The 19,615-nt window shown below is 65.0% G+C and carries 20 protein-coding genes; 5 read left to right on the top strand and 15 right to left on the bottom strand.

Features of this window, described 5'->3' with window-relative positions:
• The 3 genes from rsfS to ISG32_RS22110 all read left to right on the top strand — a co-directional run bounded on the left by rsfS (position 1) and on the right by ISG32_RS22110 (position 1,915).
• The gene (gene rsfS, locus ISG32_RS22120; RefSeq protein WP_194773183.1) at positions 1–723 is read left to right on the top strand and encodes a ribosome silencing factor; all 723 of its coding nucleotides are present in this window, start codon (positions 1–3) and stop codon (positions 721–723) included.
• Between the two features lie 77 nt (positions 724–800).
• Positions 801–1,268, top strand: a complete 468-nt coding sequence (rlmH, locus tag ISG32_RS22115) for a 23S rRNA (pseudouridine(1915)-N(3))-methyltransferase RlmH (RefSeq protein WP_194773182.1) — start codon at positions 801–803, stop codon at positions 1,266–1,268.
• Positions 1,269–1,297: 29 nt separating this feature from the next.
• A complete protein-coding gene (locus ISG32_RS22110) occupies positions 1,298–1,915 on the top strand; it encodes a Maf family protein (protein ID WP_194773181.1) in 618 nt (205 codons plus the stop codon).
• 18 nt (positions 1,916–1,933) lie between these two features.
• Here the strand turns inward: ISG32_RS22110 and ISG32_RS22105 are convergent, their stop codons facing one another.
• The 15 genes from ISG32_RS22105 to ISG32_RS22035 all read right to left on the bottom strand — a co-directional run bounded on the left by ISG32_RS22105 (position 1,934) and on the right by ISG32_RS22035 (position 16,754).
• Positions 1,934–2,686, bottom strand: a complete 753-nt coding sequence (locus ISG32_RS22105; RefSeq protein ID WP_194773180.1) for a Crp/Fnr family transcriptional regulator — start codon at positions 2,684–2,686, stop codon at positions 1,934–1,936.
• A gap of 101 nt (positions 2,687–2,787) precedes the next feature.
• On the bottom strand, positions 2,788–4,641 hold the full coding sequence (locus ISG32_RS22100; RefSeq protein WP_194773179.1) for a nitric oxide reductase activation protein NorD: 1,854 nt from the start codon (positions 4,639–4,641) through the stop codon (positions 2,788–2,790).
• Between the two features lie 45 nt (positions 4,642–4,686).
• Positions 4,687–5,565, bottom strand: coding sequence for a CbbQ/NirQ/NorQ/GpvN family protein (locus ISG32_RS22095; RefSeq protein ID WP_228530004.1), 879 nt, complete (start codon positions 5,563–5,565; stop codon positions 4,687–4,689).
• 31 nt (positions 5,566–5,596) lie between these two features.
• A complete protein-coding gene (locus ISG32_RS22090) occupies positions 5,597–7,033 on the bottom strand; it encodes a cbb3-type cytochrome c oxidase subunit I (RefSeq protein ID WP_194773178.1) in 1,437 nt (478 codons plus the stop codon).
• 19 nt (positions 7,034–7,052) lie between these two features.
• Positions 7,053–7,487, bottom strand: coding sequence for a c-type cytochrome (locus tag ISG32_RS22085; RefSeq protein WP_194773177.1), 435 nt, complete (start codon positions 7,485–7,487; stop codon positions 7,053–7,055).
• A gap of 68 nt (positions 7,488–7,555) precedes the next feature.
• Positions 7,556–7,837 carry a cytochrome C oxidase subunit IV family protein gene (locus ISG32_RS22080; protein ID WP_194773176.1) on the bottom strand — a complete coding sequence of 94 codons (282 nt, stop codon included), beginning with the start codon at positions 7,835–7,837 and terminating at the stop codon, positions 7,556–7,558.
• A 7-nt stretch (positions 7,838–7,844) separates the two neighbouring features.
• Complete coding sequence (locus ISG32_RS22075; protein WP_228530003.1) at positions 7,845–8,450, bottom strand: cytochrome c oxidase subunit 3; 606 nt, start codon at positions 8,448–8,450, stop codon at positions 7,845–7,847.
• Positions 8,447–10,090, bottom strand: a complete 1,644-nt coding sequence (locus tag ISG32_RS22070) for a nitrite reductase (RefSeq protein WP_194773175.1) — start codon at positions 10,088–10,090, stop codon at positions 8,447–8,449. Before ISG32_RS22070 ends, ISG32_RS22075 begins: the two co-directional genes overlap by 4 nt.
• Positions 10,091–10,211: 121 nt before the next feature.
• Positions 10,212–11,432: a heme d1 biosynthesis radical SAM protein NirJ gene (gene nirJ / locus ISG32_RS22065; RefSeq protein ID WP_194773174.1), complete on the bottom strand. Its 1,221-nt coding sequence runs from the start codon at positions 11,430–11,432 to the stop codon at positions 10,212–10,214.
• Positions 11,433–11,435: 3 nt separating this feature from the next.
• Positions 11,436–11,918, bottom strand: a complete 483-nt coding sequence (ahbB, locus tag ISG32_RS22060; protein ID WP_194773173.1) for a siroheme decarboxylase subunit beta — start codon at positions 11,916–11,918, stop codon at positions 11,436–11,438.
• Positions 11,908–12,381: an Lrp/AsnC family transcriptional regulator gene (locus ISG32_RS22055; RefSeq protein WP_194773172.1), complete on the bottom strand. Its 474-nt coding sequence runs from the start codon at positions 12,379–12,381 to the stop codon at positions 11,908–11,910. Before ISG32_RS22055 ends, ahbB (ISG32_RS22060) begins: the two co-directional genes overlap by 11 nt.
• Positions 12,368–13,417 (bottom strand): siroheme decarboxylase subunit beta, encoded by a 1,050-nt coding sequence (ahbB, locus tag ISG32_RS22050; protein WP_194773171.1) that lies wholly within the window; start codon positions 13,415–13,417, stop codon positions 12,368–12,370. Before ahbB (ISG32_RS22050) ends, ISG32_RS22055 begins: the two co-directional genes overlap by 14 nt.
• A 2-nt stretch (positions 13,418–13,419) precedes the next feature.
• Positions 13,420–14,631 carry a cytochrome D1 domain-containing protein gene (locus ISG32_RS22045; protein WP_194773170.1) on the bottom strand — a complete coding sequence of 404 codons (1,212 nt, stop codon included), beginning with the start codon at positions 14,629–14,631 and terminating at the stop codon, positions 13,420–13,422.
• A gap of 15 nt (positions 14,632–14,646) precedes the next feature.
• Positions 14,647–15,015: a c-type cytochrome gene (locus ISG32_RS22040; protein WP_194773169.1), complete on the bottom strand. Its 369-nt coding sequence runs from the start codon at positions 15,013–15,015 to the stop codon at positions 14,647–14,649.
• A gap of 17 nt (positions 15,016–15,032) precedes the next feature.
• Positions 15,033–16,754: a cytochrome D1 domain-containing protein gene (locus ISG32_RS22035; RefSeq protein ID WP_194773168.1), complete on the bottom strand. Its 1,722-nt coding sequence runs from the start codon at positions 16,752–16,754 to the stop codon at positions 15,033–15,035.
• A gap of 271 nt (positions 16,755–17,025) precedes the next feature.
• On the opposite strand from ISG32_RS22035, the gene cobA reads away from it, so the two are divergent.
• Positions 17,026–17,853, top strand: coding sequence for a uroporphyrinogen-III C-methyltransferase (gene cobA, locus ISG32_RS22030; RefSeq protein ID WP_194773167.1), 828 nt, complete (start codon positions 17,026–17,028; stop codon positions 17,851–17,853).
• A 66-nt stretch (positions 17,854–17,919) separates the two neighbouring features.
• Complete coding sequence (gene rng / locus ISG32_RS22025; RefSeq protein ID WP_194773166.1) at positions 17,920–19,410, top strand: ribonuclease G; 1,491 nt, start codon at positions 17,920–17,922, stop codon at positions 19,408–19,410.
• The last annotated feature ends 205 nt before the right edge of the window (positions 19,411–19,615 follow it).

The following is a 19,615-nucleotide window of genomic DNA, read 5'->3' as shown; positions in this document are numbered from 1 at the left end:
ATGACTACTTCCCCCAAATCGGAAACTGCCGCCAAAAAAGACGTGACCAAGCTCCAACGCGCCATCGTTGATGGACTGGAGGACGTCAAAGCGGTTGACATCCAGGTCTTCAACACCGAAGCACTTTCGCCGCTGTTCGAGCGCGTGATTGTCGCTACCGGTAACTCCAACCGCCAGACCAAGGCACTGGCCGCCAGCGTGCGCGACGCGGTCAAGGAAGCGGGCTTCAGCAAGCCGCGCACCGAGGGCGAGGACAACGGCGAGTGGATCATCGTGGATTGCGGCCAGGCCGTGGCGCACATCATGCAGCCCGCAATCCGCCAGTACTACCGCCTTGAAGAGATCTGGGGCGAGACACCCGTCCGCCTGAAGCTCGGTGCCGCCAAACCCCGCCGCGTGACCGCTTCCGAAGACGCGAGCGCCGAAGGCAAGAAGAAGCCCGCCGCCAAGAAGGCTCCGGCACGCAAGACGGCAGCAGCGGCTCCAAAGCCTGTCGCGGCGAAGAAGCCCGCAGCGGCCAAGAAGGCTGCTCCGGCAAAATCGGCTGCCAAGCCAGCCGCAAAGTCCGCAGCCAAGCCAGCTACCAAGTCGGCCACGGCCAGGAAGCCAGCGGCGAAGGCACCTGTCAAGATCGTCAAGGTGAATGCACCTTCCGCGAACAAGAAGGCGTCGCCTGCCACCAAGAAGGCTCCGGCGCGCAAAGCACCGGCACGCAAGGCCTAATCTCAGGCTCACTACAGAGGTCTCGCTGTGCCTGCACAGCAGACCTCTTTTGTTTTTGAAAACTGCAAGCTCTCATCATGAAGCTATTGATCGTCGCTGTAGGTCAGCGTGTACCCGATTGGGCGCAGACGGCCTATGACGATTACGCCAAGCGTTTTCCGCACGAAATCAAGGTTGAACTCAAGGCGGTGAAGACCGAGCCACGCGGCTCCAAGACGTTGGAAAACCTGTATGCCGCCGAGCGCGAACGCATCGAGGCGGCGATACCGCGTGGCACACGCATCGTTGCGCTGGATGAGCGCGGCACCAACCTGACCACCAAGGCCCTTGCCCAGCGGCTGAAGGACTGGCAATTGAGTGGCGACGATGTGGCGCTGGTCATTGGCGGGCCGGACGGGCTCGACCCCGCTTTCCGCCAGGCCGCGCACGAGCGCATCCGCCTGTCCGATCTCACGTTGCCGCATGCCATGGTGCGGGTGCTGCTCATCGAGCAGCTGTACCGCGCGTGGTCGGTCAATGCGGGTCATCCGTATCATCGCGAGTAACCATCCCACCGATTCTTTTCGCTTTGCCCATGCCCGACTTCATCTATCTCGCGTCCCAGAGTCCCCGTCGCCGCCAGTTGCTCGAGCAGCTTGGAGTGCGCCATTCGCTGCTGTTGCCCAACGAGGGAGATGATCAAAAAGAGGATGCGGAAGCGATCGAAGCGGTGCAGCCCGGCGAGTTGCCGCTGGACTATGTGGAGCGCGTGACCGGATTGAAGCTCGACGCCGCCGTTGCGCGCCTGGAGCGCCGGGGGTTGGCGCAGGCGCCGATTCTGTGCTCCGACACGACGGTGGCGCTGGGGCGCAAGATCTACGGCAAGCCCGAAGACGCGGCTGACGCCAGACGCATGCTGGGGGAGCTTTCGGGCAATGAGCACCGTGTCCTGACCGCCGTCGCGCTGCAGGTGGGCAACAAGCGGCTCACGGCGCTTTCCGAATCGCGTGTGAAATTCGCGGCGATGAGCGCTGCGCAGATCGATGCCTACGTGGCCAGCGGTGAGCCCATGGGCAAGGCCGGTGCCTACGGCATCCAGGGGCCTGTCGCGCAGTACGTGTCGAATCTGAACGGCAGCTACACCGGGATCATGGGCCTGCCGCTCTACGAGACTGCCCAGCTGTTGCGCGCCGCAGGCGTGATCGCTGTTTGATCACTTTCCATTTCGCGGTCACTGCAGCGTGTGATTGGCCAGACGTGCGGCGTCTGGAATGTGGATGTCGCGCTTGTCCATGCGGATCAGCCCTTCGGCTTCGAGGTCGTGCAGCACGCGCGAAAAGTATTCGGGCGTGATCGACAGGCGCGAGGCGATCGTCGCCTTGCTCACGGGCAGCGAGATGTCCAGCGTGCGGGCCTTGAGCGCCATGGGCCGAGCGCCGCAGCCCGCGCTGGAGAGCGCCAGTGCGGCCGCGTCTTCCACATCCTCGGGCAGTGAATTGAGCAGATAGCCGATGACGCGCTGCATGCCGCTGTGCAGCGAGTAGGCCTGCACGTCGTGCACCAGCCCATGCAGGCGACGTGAAATGCCCGCGAGCATGCGCATCGCGAAGCGCGGATCGCATTCGATTTCCCGCACCACGGCGGCCTTGCCGACGCTCAGCAGCAGCGAATCGGCGAGCGCCTGCGCATTCACGATGTACGGCTTGTCGGTGAACATCAGCGCTTCGGCGAAGGTGATTCCGGGGCCCGCGAGCTCGATGATCTTTTCCTGACCGGCCGGCGAAAGCGCGAACAGCTTGATCTGGCCGCTCACCGTGACATGGAATTCCTCGCAGGGCGTGCCCACGCGAAAGACCGTGTCGCCACGCGAGAAGCGACGCAGGCGGCAGCCGGTGGCAAGGCGCTGCAGTTCGGCGCTGGTCATCTCCTGAAACAGAGGGAGGGCGGCCAGATATCGCGGGATATCGAAGTTCTGAATGTCCATGACGGCATCTTTGAAGTGGGTGCAGCGATTAGAGTTTCTTTCGAATGGCCACTTCGTGATCTGAAACAAATTGTTGTCAAGCATTGATGCGAGTCAGGACATTACCCGCGTGTGAGCTCGGCATAGAGCCGCGCCAGCCGATGATTGAGCTCCTGTGGTCTGTGTATTAATGTGTATCCTTGTGAGCCGAAGAGGTGCGGCAGGTAGTCGTGAGCCTTCTGGTCGATGGTCACGCAGAACGGCGTGAGTCCGGCGGTCCGCGCTTCCTGGATAGCGTGGCGGGTGTCTTCGAGACCGTAGCGGCCCTCGTAGATGTCAAGATCGTTGGGCTTGCCGTCGGTGAGGATCAGCAGCAGGCGTTGGCGCTCGGTACGCTCGCCAAGGCGCTTGATCGCATAACGGATCGCCGCACCCATGCGCGTGTAGTAGCCCGGCCGGATGGCCTGCACGCGGGCGCGGGCGGCGGCGCTCCAGGGTTCGTCGAAACCCTTGAGATGCTGGATGCGCACGTGTTGCCGGCGCACCGATGAAAATCCCAGCATCTCGAACGCGTCGCCCGTGGCAGAAAGTGCTTCGCCGAACACCTGCAGCGAGTCGCGGATCAGGTCGATCACGCGTGCGTCCTGCGTGGCGTAGGCGTCGGTGGATTGCGACAGATCGGCCAGCAGCAGGCTCGCGAGGCTGTGCTGGGTACGGCGACGCTGCATGAAGACGGGAGGATTGGCGTTGAGCCGCGCATGCGCCGGCGCGCAGACCGCTTCCACCTGATGGCGTACCCAGCCGTCGAGATCCAGCTCGTCGCCATCGGTGCAGCCGCGCACGCGGTCGGGAGCCTGGCGAGTCATGTCCAGATGCCGCCGCATGCGCCGCGAGATCCTGCGCAGCCGCGCGTCGGGCTCGGTGGGTTGCGTTTCCTTGCTCATCACGAGTTGCACCGCGCAGTGATCGGGCAGCAGCCGCTCCTTGCGCCAGTCCCATTCGGGAAACGCCATGCCGTCGCCGAGCGGCAGATCGTCCTCGGACGCGCTGGGCAGGTCGAGATCGAACTTCACGCGCGACGCGATGGAGCTGCCGTCGTTGGCGATGGCGAGTTCCTCCATGTCGTTCGCGGCCTGAAGCTGGCGGCCATCGTCGTCGTCATCATCGGCGCGGTTGACCTTGGTGAATTCGGCCCAGGACAGTATCGATTCGGCGCGAAAGAACATCACCAGCGGCGCGCCATTGCGCTCGTCCTCGACGCGCTTGGCGGCGCGGCGGCAGGCATCCTGCAGGGCTTGTTTGGACGAGGGACTGTCGGGCTGCTCGGGTTGTTGGGGTGTTTGGGCTGGCGAAGGTTGGACGCTGCCGCCGGTGGGCAGCACGTACCAGAGCCAGACCGGAGCCACGTTTTCGACGGTGAGCTGCAGGCCATCGGTGCAGACCACCTGTTCGCGCAAAGCGCGCTGCAGAGCGCGCTCGGCGCGGGCATCGGCGGGGCGCAAAGTCGAGGGGCGGGGACGTTCATCCAGCTGTGCCTGCAGCAGTCTGCGGTGGATGGCGCGCAGCCCTGGAAAGCGCCTGAGGGCACGGGCGCTGGCCAGTACGTTGCAGCTCAGCCATTCGCCACCGGGCCGCATGCAGGAACCCAGCGCGGCGAGCCAGAGATAGAGGCCGCGATTGAGCTCCGGGTCTTCGAACAGACTGATCTGCTGCGGCAGCGCCAGCGTGTCCTGCTGCCAGGTGCCAAGCTCCGCGTTGCTGGTGCTGCCCGCCACGCGCTGCAGCAGGCTGCGCGGGCCGCCGGTGCGGGTGCGTCCCGCCTCGGCGATGCGTGCGCCGTGGTCGCCTCCGCCCGCGCGGAACAGCAGCCCGATGGTTCGCTGCATGTCACGCAGGTGCACGGCGGCGTGTGGCGCGCGCTGCTCGGCCACGCTCGTGATGAAGCGGTGCCATTGACGACCGACCCATTCTTCCATGTTGCGGCTCCGCTGATTTCAGTTGTCGGGTGCTTGTTTGCGGGATCACTCCGTCATGACGGCGTTCACCAGTTCGAACAATGCGGCCGTGGTGTCGACGTCATCGGTCAGTGCATCGACAATCGCCGCGCGGCAGGCCTTGGCGAGCGGCAGGCCGCTGGCGGCAAGGCGGGCGGCCATCACCAGCAGCCGGGTGCTCACGGTTTCCTCCAGATCCTGCTCGGTCAGGCGGCGCAGCGCCTGCGCGAGGGCGACGAGCTGGTCGGCCACGTGGGGCGCGATGCCCGATTCGCGCAGCAGGATTTCGCGCTCGACATGTGCGGGCGGGTAGTGGAACTGCAGCGCCACAAAGCGCTGGCGGGTGCTGGGCTTGAGGCCCTTGAGCACGTTCTGGTAGCCGGGGTTGTAGCTCACGACCAGCATGAAGCCGTCGGCGGCGCACAGTTCCTCGCCAGTGCGCTCGATGGGCAGCGTGCGGCGGTCGTCGGCCAGCGGGTGGAGCACGACGGTCGTGTCCTTGCGTGCCTCGACCACCTCGTCGAGATAGCAGATCGCGCCCTCGCGCACCGCGCGGGTGAGCGGGCCATCGGCCCAGCGTGTGCCGCCGTCGCCGATGAGATGGCGACCCACGAGGTCGGCGGCCGCCAGATCGTCGTGGCAGCTCACGGTGATGAGCTTTCTGCCAAGGCGCGCCGCCATGTGCTCGACGAAGCGGGTCTTGCCGCAGCCCGTCGGGCCCTTGATGAGCACCGGCAGGCGTTGGCGGAAGGCGTGCTCGAAGAGCGCGCATTCGTCGCTTGCCGCAGCGTAGAAGGGCACGGCGGGCTCGATCGGAGAGGGGTGAGCCACGCCATGGGGGATGCCATGGGGCGTGCCGTGTGGTGACAGCTCGGTCGGCATGTGCTGGGTTTCGCTGTGGTCCATGCGTGGCTCCTCTCTTGGTCTTGTCGCCGGGTCAGGCCGCTTGTGGCGACAGCGTGGCCTTGGTGGCGTTCTTCAGTTCGGGCAGCACATGCGCGCCCTTGACGAAGAAGCTCGCGAAGTAGGTGAACTGACCTGCCAGGAAGATCAGGCCACCGATCACGCGCACCCAGTAGTAGCCACGCAGTTGGTCCTGCGTCGCCATGAAGCCCATGGCGTTTTCGGTCGGCAGGCGTTGCAGCCAGACCTGATGCACGCCGGCGGCGGTGAGCGCCAGCACCATGATCGACATGCCGATGGTCATGATCCAGAAGCTGCGGATCTCAAGCCGCTGGGCCTCGGGACTGTTGGCGAGGCGGCCACGCAGCTGCGGCATGGCGTAGCTGATCAGCGTGATCACCACCAGCACGTAGGCGCCGTAGAACGCGAGGTGACCGTGTGCGGCGGTGAGCTGCGAGCCGTGGGTGTAGTAGTTCACCACGCTCAGCGTGTGGATGAAGCCCCAGACGCCCGCTCCGAGGAAGCCCACGACGGCGGTGCCCAGTGCCCAGACGATGGCGGCCTGGTTGGGATGCTCGCGACGGCGCTGCTTGACCATGTTGAACGCGAACAGCGTCATCATGAAGAAGGGCAGTGGTTCAAGGGCCGAGAAGATGCTGCCGACCCACTTCCAGTACGCAGGCATGCCGATGAAGTAGTAGTGGTGGCCGGTGCCGAGCAGCCCGGTCATCAGGGCGAAGGCGATGATCACGTACAGCCACTTGTCGATCACTTCGCGGTCCACGCCGGTCACCTTGATGAGCACGAAGGCCAGCAGCGCGCCGAGAATCAGCTCCCACACGCCTTCCACCCAGAGGTGGACGACGAACCACCAGTACATCTTGTCGCGCACCAGATTGTGCGGATTGACGAAGCTGAACAGGAACATCAGCGCCAGACCCCACAGCCCGATCATGAGCACCACCGAGACGCTGGTCTTGCGGCCCTTCAGGATGGTCATGCTGAGGTTGTAGAGAAAGCCAAGCGCGACGACCACGATGCCGACCTTGGTGGGCAGCGGCTGCTCGAGGAACTCGCGGCCCATGGTCTGCAGCAGGTCATTGCCCGTCAGCTCGGCGAGCTTGGCGTAGGGCAGGGCCAGATAGCCGACGATGGTGAGCGCTCCCGCGGCGAGGAAGATCCAGAACAGCGCGATCGCGAGCGCCGGGCTGTGCAGCTCGGTCTCGGCCTCTTCCGGAACGATGTAGTAGCCCGCGCCCATGAAGCCGAACAGCAGCCACACGATCAGCAGATTCGTGTGCACCATCCGGGCGATGTTGAACGGGATGTAGGGGAAGAACAGGTCGCCGATCAGGTATTGCAGCCCGAGCGCGACGCCGAAGATGATCTGTCCCGCGAACAGCGCCATGGCTGCAATGAAGTACAGCTTGGCGACGGATTGGCTTTGGTATTTGAGAACTGGATTGGTCATTGCGATGCTCCTTGCTCGTTCAACCTTCGATGTTCGGCGGCCACTTCTCGGTGTTGATCTCGCCGGTCCACTTGAGGAACTCGATGAGATCGCCGGTCTGCTTTTCGCTCAGATTGAATTGCGGCATCTGCCTGCGGCCCGGCGCATGCGAGGGCATGGCGCCCATCCACGCCTTGATGAAATCAGGGCCTCGGCGCTTGTAGACGTTGCCGAGCTCGGGCGCGAAGTACGCGCCTTCACCGAGCAGCGTGTGGCAGCCGATGCAGTTGCGCGTCTCCCAGATCTGTTTGCCGGCGATGACCGCCGGCGTGATCTCGTGCGCGTTGGAGCGCTCGGGGATGCGGCGTTCGCTGTCGAAAATCATCGCCGCGAAGAGCAGCGCGAAGAAAGCGGTTCCGCCGTAGAACATGTTGCGGGCCATTTGCTTGGTAAACCCGCCGGTTTGCTGGCTCATAAGAAGCCCTCCATCGATCCTGAGGGCTTCATCCTCCTTTTTTGCTCGGGATTTGTAATTGAACCCGTTCAAGAAAAGAAACGCGTGCCGAGGACCACCAGCAGCACGGCGGCCAGCCATCCCAGAAGCAGCCTGCGCCAGAGCCGCGGCGCATGCGAAAGCTCCATGAAATCGAGCGCGATCATCACGCCTTTGATGCCCGAAAGCGCGAGCACGACGCCGGTGGCGAGCAGCCCCAGGTGCGGGGCGTCGGGGTCTTCCGCCAGCCACCAGGAGGCGAGGGTGGCGATGACGAGCAGCGCCCAGACGACGTGGATGCGGCGGGTTGCGTTGCGGTGTGCAGGGTTCATGGGCGACTCACCGCAGGAGGTAGACCAGAGGAAACAGCACGATCCACAGCAGATCGACCATGTGCCAGAACACGCAGCCCGATTCGAGCGCATTGCAGTTCCCGGCGCTGTAGCGGCCCTGTGCGAGCGGGCGCAGCAGCAGCGTGAAGATCACGCAGCCGGCCATCACATGCATGAAGTGAAAGCCGGTGAGCATGAACCAGAGCATGTGGAAATCGTTGCTTGCGAAGTCGGTGCCCGCACGCCATTTGGTCAGATATTCGTGGGATTTGAGGATCAGGAATCCGCCACCGAGCAGCAGCGCGGCGAGCAGCCAGCGCGTGGCCGTGCGGTGATGGCCCGCGCGCGCGCAGGCCAGCGTGTGGGCGGCGCATGCGCTCGCGCTGATCAGCAGCAGCGTGTTGATCGCGCCCACGGACTGGTCGAGTCCGGCCTGCCCGGCGGCGAAAACCTCAGGCTGCAGCAGCCGGGTGAACGCGAACGCCAGAAACAGCAGACCGAAGGTCGCGAGCTCCAGCCCGACGAAGAGCCAGACCACCAGATCGCCGGCCAGCCGCGCGGGGGGCTCGTCTTCGCCGACGGCGCTTGAAAGTTCGGAAGCCGGAATGCTCAATGCGATGTTCCTTCGCTGCGCGTGATCTTGTTCCACACGTTGTATTTGCCCACGGGCTTGCTCATCGGCAGGCGTTTGATTTCCTGGAAGCTGCTGGCGTCGTAGACGATGAGCGCGCCGTCCATCTCCCAGAGGCTCGCGAGCGCGTATCTGCCGTCGCGGGTGAATTCAATGTGGGCCAGCGTCTTGCCCGGCTCGCGGACCTGTCCGGCGACCGCGAGCGTGCGCTTGTCGATGATGGTGAGCGTGTCCTTGGCCGTGCGGCTCATCATCGAATCGGTCCAGGCGTAGGGCGTGTTCTCGTGGCTGCGCATGAAGAATCCCGGGCCGGGCATGGCCAGCGTGCGCACGGGCTTCCAGGTGCGCATGTCGATCACGTCGATGGCGCCGGTGCCGAGGTTGGGGCTGGCGAGCACCGTCGTGCCGTTCCACGCGAAGGTGATGCCCGAGCCGAGGTGCGGCATGCCGCTGATCGGCAGGTCGGCGGTCTTGCGGCGCAGATCGAGGTCAACGACCTGCGCGCTCGGCGTGGCGTCCTCGGCGCTGCGTGCGCGCGTCGCGCCGAGCACATGGCGGTAGGACTGGTCGAAGAAGAAGTCATCAAGCGGCTCGGAGAGCGTCGTGCGTTGCACTGCGAGATGCTCCATCGCGCGCGCCATGGTGCGGGTCTGGGCATCCTGCGGATTGGCGCCGGTGGCGACGGGACGGATCGAGCCGTAGGGAATCTCCCAGATCTCGGCGATGTCCTTGAGCGCCACGACAAAGCTCTGGCGCGGCGCGGCGTCGTAGACGGCCGAAACGCGAGAGCTGCGCCCACCGTCCTGCGAGTTGGCATCGTAGGTGCGCACGAGATTCAGATCCGCATCGAACAGCGCGAGCGTGTGCGGCAGGTAGTTGGCGGCCATCACATGGCGACCATCGCTGCTCACCGCGACATTGCGCATGTTCAGACCCGCGCGCACCTCGGCGACGACGCGCAGCCGCCAGAGGTCGTACTTGGTGATCCAGCCGTCACGCGAGCCGAAGAACACATAGCGTCCGTCGGGCGTGAACTTGGGGCCGCCATGCAGCGCGTAGCGCGAGGGAAAGCGCGTGATGACCTCGAACGTGTCGCCATCGAGCAGCGAGACATGGTGGTCACCGCCTTCCACGACGACGAAGAGGTTCATCGGATCGGCCTTCCACGCGGGCACGGAGGGCTCGTCCTTTCCTGCGGGGAAGAAGCTGCGCGAGGAACGGATCTCGGCCTCGCTCCAGCGCGGCGGGGTGGCGGCGGGCGTGCGTATCCATGCGGCGAGATCCTTGATCTCCTGCTGCGAAAGCTGTTCGGCGAAGCCCTGCATCTGCGTGGCCGTGCGGCCGTGGGTGATCACGCGCAGCACCTCGTCGGTCCGGGTGCGCTCCAGACTCTCCGGCAGCAGTGCGGGGCCCATCGCTCCGGTGCGCTCGACACCATGGCAGACGGCGCAATGCTGCTGGTAGATGGCGTTGACCTGCGCGGCGGGAGGCGGTGTCTGCGCATTCGCGGGCGCGCTGAGCCAGCCCACCGCGAGCAGTGCGGCGGCGAGTGCCAGCGTGGTAATCAAAGAGGGTTTGTCGGAGTCAGTTTCCCAGGGCGCTTCGCGCTTTGCGCAGCGCATGAAACTGGCGAGTCCTAAGCGAGGGCAGCCGCGCAAGGGCCGCCCCGCCGCGCTGGCTGCGTCCCCCTCCCGCGAAGCGAGAGAGGGGGAAGGCGCGAAGCGACTCAGGGGGGGCTTCTTCTCATGCATGGTGAATTGCGATGGTTCTGTTTCGGGCGACAAAGGGCGTGTGGGCGGCGATGGTCGGCGGCGCACCGATTTCCTCGTCGCTCAGATAGCAGCCGGGATCGTCGGCCCATGGATTGCCGGTCATCTGCTGGGCGCGCACGCGGGTGTTGCCGTTGCAGATGTTCAGGTAGCGGCACTGGGCGCAGCGGCCCTGCACCGGGCGCGGGCGCTGGTTGAGGCCCGCCATCAGCGGGTCGCCCATGTCGCGCCAGATGTGCGAGAACGGCCGCACGCGCACGTTGCCGAGGTTGTGGTGCCACCACATGGTGTCGGGGTGGACGTTGCCGAGGTTGTCGATGTTGGCCACCATCTGGCCGCTCGCGTTGCCGCCCCAGTCGACGAGGCGCGCATACAGATCGGGCGCCCATTGCGGCATATGCTTCTGCACCCAGTGCAGCAGGTAGATGCCGTCGGCGTCGTTGTTGCCGCTGACGAATTCCTCGTCATGCCCTTCGCAGGCCGATTGCCAAGCGTGGTCAAACAGCAGGTCCAGCGCCTCGCGCGTGGCGATGTGGTTGGCGTCCTTGTCGCGGTGCACGTTGCCGCGGCCGGCGTAGTTGAGGTGCGAGAAATAGAACTTCTGCGCGCCTTCGTCACGCATGAGCTGCAGCAGCGCGGGAAAATCGTCGGCGTTCATCGCTGTCATGGTGTAGCGCAGGCCGACCTTGACGTCGAGCTTGACGAGATGGCGCACGGCCGCGAGGCTCTTGTCGAACGCACCGTTCATGCGCCGGAACTTGTCATGGATGACGCGCAGGCCGTCGAGGCTGATGCCCACGTAGTCGAACTCCGACTGCGCGATGCGCACGGCCGCTTCGGCGTCGATCAGCGTGCCGTTGGTCGAGAGGCCCGTGTAGAAGCCGAGCTTGCGCGCGTAGTCGTGCACCTTGAAGAGGTCGGGGCGCAGCAGCGGTTCCCCGCCGGAGAGAATCAGCGCGGGCACGCCGAAGCTGCGCAGATCGTCCATGACCTTGCAGACTTCCGCCGTGTCGAGTCCCCCCGTGTATTCATGATCGGCCGAGAACGAATAGCAGTGCTTGCAGGTGAGGTTGCAGCGGCGGATCAGATTCCAGATCACCACCGGGCCCCGCGCCTTGCGGCTCTGGACCTGTGGGTACTGGCCCGTGTCCTCGGCGGTTTTGAGTTCTCGCATGTATTGGCTGATTCGGAACATGGCTCAGGCCTCCTTCAGACGCAGTCCGGTTTTCTTGAGAATCGCGGTGGAATAGAGAATGTCGTGCGCGCGGCAGGCATCGCCGAGCATCCGCGCGATGTGCTCGGCCTGGGCTTCGACGCGCGCCCGGCTTGCGCCGTGCAGCATCACGAACAGGTTGTAGGGCCACAGCGGCAGATGGCGCGGGCGGCGGTAGCAGTGACTCACCTCGGGCAGCGCGGCGACGAGCCGGCCGAGGTCGGAGACGCGTTCATCGTCGACATCCCAGACGCTCATCCCGTTGGCCACGTAACCGAGCCGGTAGTGGTTGGGCACCGCGCCGATGCGGCGGATCAGGCCCTGGTCGAGCATCTCGGCGAGGCGTTGCTGCACGCGCTCGCCGGACACACCCAGCGTGGCGCCCACGGCGTCGTAGGGCCGTGCGAGCAGCGGAAGCCCCGACTGCGTGGCGGCGATCAGCGCGCGATCGAAATCATCAAGCGCCATGGCGGGTCTCCTCGGTCAAGGGCTGCAGCCGGAGTTCGACGAAGAACTCTTCCTCTTTTGGAAACACGGCGACGGCGATGCCGGTCTCGGCCTCGATGCGCGCGGCCACGGCGTTGGCGAGTTCGGGCGACTCGGCGCCGATCACGAACCACATGTTCAGCGCGTGATCGCGGCGGTAGTTGTGGGCGATCTCGGTGAAGGAGTTCACGGTGAGCGCAATGTCGTCAAAGCGCTCCTCGGGCACGGCCATGGCCGCGAGCAGGAACTGTCCGCCCGCGCGCTCGATCTGGAACAGCGGGCCGAAGCGCGTGAGCACGCCCTGCGTGAGCAGCAGGCCGAGGCGCTTGAGCACCTGTTCTTCGCTCCACCCAAGCTCGTTGGCGACGGCGCCGAAGGGCCGGTCCACCAACGGGAAGTTGCCGTGCAGATGTTCGATCAGCAGGGCGTCGTCAGCTGTGAGCATGTTCATTCTCCTTGGAAGTCTCTGTTGGCGTAGTTGTCGAGAGGTGAGGAACTTGCGGATGAGGGGCAAAGCGTCGCGCTCCGGTCTGCTTGAAGCGCGTGCGCGAGAACAGGATGCGGCTCGGCACGTTGTCCAGCGCCGCATGGCGGATCGCGGCGGCGATGGTCTGCAGCACGCTGAAGCGATCGCGACCATGCACCATGCAATAGAGGTTGAACGGCCAGCCTTCGGCCGTTGCGCGCTGGTAGACCAGCGTGGCGCCAGGAAAGTGCGCGAGCACGTCGCCGCAGGCGTCAATGCGGTGCGCGGGCACCTGGAACACCACCATGGCATTGGCGCGGAAGCCGACCTCGTGGTGCCGCACGACCACGCCGAAGCGGCTGAGTGCGCCGCTGTCCGTCCACTGAGCGATCTGCTGGCGGATGACGTCCAGCGTGCAGCCCAGATGCCGCGCCCAGACGTCGAAAGGGCGCTCGCACAGCTCGATTCCCTGCTCCACCAATGCGGCCAGGGGCTCTTCATCCATGGCGATGGGCGCTGCGGCGATGCGGGTTCTTCCGCTCGATTGCCGGTCATGCGAGACGGCGCCGAGGTCGAATGCCGTATCGATGCGAAACGCATGCAGCATGGGCAGACGCAGCGTGCGCAGACCGCTGGCGGCCTCGATGCGCTGCAGTTGCTGCTCCACCTCCCAGGCGTCGCGGCCGGTCACCACGAACCAGAGATTGACCTCGTGCTCGCGCTCATAGTTGTGGTTGACGCCGGGCTGGGCCGAGACGATGGCCGCCACGCGCTCAAGCATGTGCGCAGGAACGGCCATGGCCGCCAGCAGCGAGGCGCCCCCGGCACCGGGCGCGAACACGCCGCCGATGCGACTGAACGCACCGGAATTGTGGAGGTGCCGGTAGCGGTCGAGCACCTGCTTGCCGCTCAGCGCGAGCGTTTCGCCGATGGCGGCGAATGGCTCGTCCACCAGCGGAAAGCCGCGCTGCCATTGGTTGAGCAGGGCGAGGGCGGTGCTGTCGGCTTGCAGCATGTTCAGAGCCCCATGCGGTGTGCGCGGGAGGTGAAGAAGATGCCGCTGGGCGCGTTGACGGGCAGGCTGGCGAGCAACTGCTGCGTGTGGGTGTCGTAGACCTGCACCTGATTGCTGTCGCGGCAGCTGATCCAGACCGACTGGCCACGCGGGGCGAACTCCATGTGCATGACGGCCTTGCCGGGGCTGAGCGTAGCGATCACGCGCTGGCTGGGCGTGTCGATGACCTGGACCCGGTCGTAGTCGGGCACGGCGAAGTTCACCCAGACCTGCCGACCATCGGGCCGCGCCATCACGAACACCGGCTGCCCGGCGACGGGAATGCGAGCGACCTCGCTCCAGCTGGCCGTGTCGACCACCAGCACCTCGTGGCGGCCGATGGCGGGCAGGTAGGCATACTGCCCCGCGATGGCCCAGCCGCGCAGATGCGGCATCTTGTAGACCGGCAGGGGCGTTTCGCCGCGGCCGTAGCCCGAGAGAATGCGGCGCGCGCTGGGCTGTTCGTCCCACAGGTCGACGAGCGCGAGGCCGTCCTCGCCGAACAGGCCGGCGATGTAGTGACGACCGTTGGGCGTGAGCAGCGCGTCATACGGCTGGCGACCGATGTGGGGCAGGGTGGTGACGCGCGGATTGCGCGGGTCGCTGCATTCGGCGATGCAGATCGCGTCGGCGTCAAACAGGCTGTAGATGAAGCGCTGCTGGGGCAGATCGGCAAGACCGACGACGCGCGAGGGTTTGCCGTCGGCGGTGGTCGCCGGCAGGTCGGCCAGCAGGTTGAGCTTGGGGCAGAACAGCTTGACGCCGCCGGGCGTGTAGTTTTGCGCTGCGATCACGTTGCCCTTGGCGGAGATTGCGCCGCCGATCGAGTTGCCCGCCTGCATCACGCGGTGGACGATGGACTGGGTGAGCAGATCGACCTTGGTGAGGCCGCCATCGCGGCCGAAGACGAAGGCGTAGCGCTCGTCACGCGAGAACACCACCGAGGCGTGCGAAAGATCGCCGAGGCCCTGCACCCAGCCGATGGTCTCGAGCGTGGTGGTGTTGACGAGGGTGAGCGAGCCGCTTGCGCGCTCGATCACCACGCCGAGATCGCCGGTGCCGCGCAGCGTGGTGGCTGCGCCGGCAGTGGTGTCGGGGAGGTTGGATGTGGAAGCGACAGCCGAGGCCCACGGTGCAAGCGCGGCGGCTGCGGAGATCAAGGTGCGTCGTTTCATGGCGTCCGGTTCCTTCTAGTTCTGTGTAGGGAAGCCTTGCGAGAGCCGTTCGGCGATCCATCTCGCCTCGCGGTCGGTGAGCAGGGCCTTCCAGGGCGGCATGGGCGTTCCCGGAAGACCGTGGGTGATGACGGCGGCGAGCCACGGCGGCGGCTTGTTCACCAGAGCTTCTCTGGTGAGCGCCGGGCCGAGCCCGCCGGTGAGCTGCATGCCGTGGCATGAACCACAGTCCTGCCGCACCATGCGCACAAGCGCAGTCTCGCGCTCGGCGCTCAGCTCGCTCGACCCCGCATCGGCCAGTGCGCCGACAGGAGCCGAGAGGGATGCGAGCGCCATGGCAAAGCGTGCAAACCATGCAAGATGGCGGGCAGGAAAGCGGGTCATGTCAGTGGCCTCCGTGCTCAGTACACGTCGTGCTGCGTGTTGTGGACGTTGAAGTGGCCGGTCGGCGTGATCAGACGCGGGTCCTTGATCACGGCCTTGAGCTTGAGCGTCTTGTCGTCCACGACGACGAGGGCGCTCTGCTTGTCCTTGGCCGACCAGACGGCGAACCAGACCTCGTCACCGGCCTTGTTGAACTCCGGCTGCACCACGCGCTTGGCGCCGTCATCCGTAAGGCCCGCCCACTCGGCGATCGGCAGCACGGTGAAGCCCTTGTCCAGGTTTTTGATGTCGTACACCGCCACCGATTGCGAGAGCTTGGCATCGGGGTTCAGCGGGGTGTCCGAGTACAGGTGCGTGGACTTGGGATGGCTCTTGATGAACAGCGCACCGCCACCTTGACCCTTGAGCTTGGCGACTTCCTTGAACGCGTACTGCTTGTGCTTGACCGGGTCGGTGCCGATGAGCGAGATGGTGTCGTCGCCCAGATGGCCCGTGGCCCAGACCGGCCCGTAGGTCGGGTGCGTGAAGTTCGCGCCGCGGCCGGGGTGGGGGATCTTGCCCACGTCGACCAGGCCCGCCAGCTTGCCGTTCTTGGCATCGATGGCCGCCACCTTGTTGCTGTTGTTGGCAGCCACCATGAAGTAGCGCTTGGACGAGTCCCAGCCGCCGTCATGCAGGAAGCGCGCGGAGCCGATCTCGGTGGTCTTGAGCTCGTTGATGTTGCTGTAGTCCACCATCAGCGTCTTGCCGGTCTCCTTCACGTTGACGAGGAATTCGGGCTTGTAGTGCGAGGCCACGATGGCCGCCACGCGTGGCTCGGGGTGGTATTCCTGCGTGTCCACCGTCATGCCGCGGGTGGCGACGATCCTGAGCGGCTCCAGCGTGTCGCCGTTCATGATCACGTACTGCGGCGGCCAGTAGCTGCCCGCGACTGCGTACTTGTCCTCGTAGCCCTTGTACTTGGACGTGTCGACCGAGCGGGCCTCCAGACCGACGCGGATTTCCGCGACGTTGTCCGGCTTCGCCATCCACAGGTCGATCATGTTGATTTTCGCGTCGCGGCCGATCACGAACAGATAGCGCCCCGAGGCCGACAGCCGCGAGATGTGCACCGCGTAGCCGGTCTTGATGATGTTGATGATCTGCTTGGTGTCACCGTCGATCAGCGCCACCTCGCCGGTATCACGCAGCGTGGTCGAGAAGATGTTGGAGATGTTGTAGCTGTTCTCCTTCTTCTTCGGGCGGTCCTTCGGATCGATGAGGATCTTCCAGGTGTTCTTCATGTCCGCCATGCCGAATTCGGGCGGTGTGGGCGGGTCCTGCTGGATGTAGCGGGCCATCAGGTCCACTTCCTTCTCGCTCATCTCGCCCGACGTGAGCCAGTTGGGCATGCCCGCGGCCGAACCGTAGGCGATGAACACCTTCAGGTAGTCCGTTCCCTTGCCGACGGTGATGTCGGGCGTGAGCGGCTTGCCGGTGGCGCCCTTGCGCAGCACGCCGTGGCAGCCGGCGCAGCGCTCGAAGTAGATCTTGCGACCCAGATCGAACTCTGCCTGCGTCATCGGCGGAGCTTTGGGATTGCTGCTCTGGTACATCGGCTCATTCGCCAGCGGCGAGCCACCTGCCTGGTAATTGACCTCGGCCTGCGGCGCGTGCTTCGCGTCCTGAGCCATCGTGCTGACTGACACCATCGCTGCTGCCGCTAGCGCGATCAGTCGGGCGATCCTCTTTGCTGTCATTGTGTGATCCTCTGCATCACGGATCAGCGCATGTTTGAAGTCCGTCCAAAGGGGCGGATTCATCTCGCGAGGTCGCTGTCCATTCCCTCTTGTCATTGCCCACCGCCTGAATCGGATCGAGGTCTCGACTGACTCATTGGGCGGGTTCTTAGCGAGTGGATTCATCGTCGCGCGCAGGTGGATAGATGTCCTTGAACTGGTTTAAGGAGGCGATCCGGACAAGGCTTGAATATGCGGATCAGGCACCGAAACCGACAGAAAAGAGGCTGCGATGAACATGGTTGAAGATGCAATCCGCAAGGCGCGCGCGCCGCAGGGACCCGGTGGGGAATGCCCCGGCAGGGTGACGCTGGTGGGCTCGGGACCGGGCGATCCGGAATTGCTCACGCTGCGCGCGGTGAAGGCCCTGCGCGGCGCGCGGCTGGTGCTCTACGACCAGCTCGTGAGCAAGGAGGTGCTGCGCTTTGCGGGCGACGAGGCCGATCTGATCTACGTGGGCAAGCACGCGGGCCACCACACCATGCCGCAGGAGGACATCATCGAACTGATGGTGCGTCTGGCCCTGAGTGGGCGGAACGTGGTGCGGCTCAAGGGAGGCGACGGATTCATCTTCGGGCGGGGCGGTGAGGAGGCGCAGGCGCTGGCGCTTGCCGGCATACCGTTCGAGGTGATTCCCGGCATCTCCGCGGCGCAGGGGGCCGGGGCCTATGCGGGCATTCCGCTCACCCATCGCGATCATGCGGCCACACTGGTCTATGCCACGGGCCACCTGCGCGGAGAGCACGATGCCGAGCTGGACTGGGATGCGCTGGCCAGACCGCGCCAGACCGTGGTGTTCTACATGGGCATGGCCAACCTGCCGGTCATCTGCCGCGAGCTGCAAAGCCACGGCCTGCCGGGCAGCATGCCAGCAGCGCTGGTGGAGCAGGCCAGCCTTCCCACCCAGCGCTGCATCTGCGGCACGCTGGAGACGCTGCAGGCGCTCGCGGCAGAGCATCAGGTGAAGCCGCCGGCCCTGATCATCGTGGGCGAGGTGGTGAGCCTGCAGCCGGTGCTGGCCGGTGCCATGCATGCGCCGACCTCATTGACGGAGGGCTGAAGTCGCTTTCTCGCAGCCAAGGGTTGTCGGATTGAGGCATCATGGAGCCAATTTCCGAAAAGCCCAATGCAACAAGACATTCTCATCAACTGGTCACCACAGGAAACCCGCGTCGCGGTAGTGGAGCACGGTGCGGTTCAGGAACTGCACGTCGAACGCACGCTGGAACGCGGCCTGGTCGGCAACATCTATCTGGGCAAGGTCTCGCGCGTGCTGCCCGGCATGCAGTCGGCCTTCATCGACATCGGCCTCGAGCGCGCGGCCTTCCTGCACGTGGCCGATGTCTGGCAGCGTAACGAAGGCGGCGAACCGCCCATGGCCATGCGCAACAAGACCGAGCCTCTGGTCCCCATCGAAAAGCAGGTTTTCGAAGGCCAGGCGCTGATGGTGCAGGTCATCAAGGACCCCATCGGCACCAAGGGCGCGCGCCTGTCCACGCAGGTCAGCATCGCCGGGCGTCTGCTGGTGTTTCTGCCGCAGGACGACCATGTCGGCGTGTCGCAGAAGATTCCGCTCAACGAGCGCGAGGCGCTGCGCAACCGGCTGCAGGCGCTGGTGGGCGACAAGTCCACGGGCGGCGGTGGCGGCTTCATCCTGCGCACCAACGGCGAAGATGCAACCGACGAAGAGCTGGCCGAGGACATCGCCTATCTGCGCAAGACCTGGAGCGGCATCCGCGAATCCGCGCTGCGCCAGCCGCCCAAAAGCCTGCTCTATCAGGATCTGAATCTCCTGCAGCGTGTGCTGCGGGATCTGGTGAGCGAGCACACCCAGTCGATCCGCATCGATTCCCGCGAACAGTTCGCCGTGATGCAGGATTTCGGCAAGGAGTTCATGCCCGCTGCGGCGGCCAAGCTGCAGCTCTACAAGATGGAGCGACCGATCTTCGACCTGTACTCCATCGATGAGGACGTCGCCAAGGCACTCGGCAAACGGGTGGATCTGAAGTCCGGCGGCTACCTGATCGTCGACCAGACCGAGGCGCTGACCACCATCGACGTGAACACCGGAGGCTACGTCGGCGCACGCAATTTCGACGACACCATCTTCAAGACCAACCTCGAAGCCGCGGGCGCCATCGCACGTCAGCTGCGCCTGCGCAATCTGGGCGGCATCGTCATCGTCGACTTCATCGACATGGTGCGTGAAGAACACCAGGGCCAGGTGCTCAGCGAATTCCGCAAACAGCTCTCGCGCGATCGCGTGAAGACGATGGTCGGTTCCTTCTCGCAGCTCGGCCTCGTCGAGATGACCCGCAAGCGCACCCGCGAATCACTGGCCCACATGCTCTGCGAGCCGTGTCCCACCTGCCAGGGCGTCGGCCAGGTCAAGACCTCGCGCACCGTCTGCTACGAAATCCTCCGCGAACTCCTTCGCGAAGCCCGCCAGTTCAACCCCAAGGAATTCCGCGTCATCGCCTCGGCCAAGGTGGTCGAGCTGTTCCTCGACGAGGAAAGCCAGCATCTGGCCGGTCTGTCGGACTTCATCGGCAAACCGATCTCGCTGCATTCCGAGACGGACATGGCGCAGGAGCAGTACGACATTGTGCTGATTTGAGTGCCGTGTCGTCCGTAGTGGGCGGGCTTCGAGAACTGGCGCGATTGCACAAGCGCTCCGCCTTTTTGTGCCCGTGCGCGCCGCGACCACCGGCTGACAGTGGAAAATCAGCCAGGTTTCCGCGACCATGTTCTGCTCGCCATCGCATGCACTCACCTTTCGGCTCCTTCAATCCTCAGGGATGCGGCTTGTATCGCAAATGGAT

Source organism: Diaphorobacter caeni (assembly GCF_015354245.1).
Classification (GTDB): Bacteria; Pseudomonadota; Gammaproteobacteria; order Burkholderiales; family Burkholderiaceae_C; genus Diaphorobacter_A; species Diaphorobacter_A caeni.
This window is presented reverse-complemented; position numbering and strand designations above follow the sequence as displayed.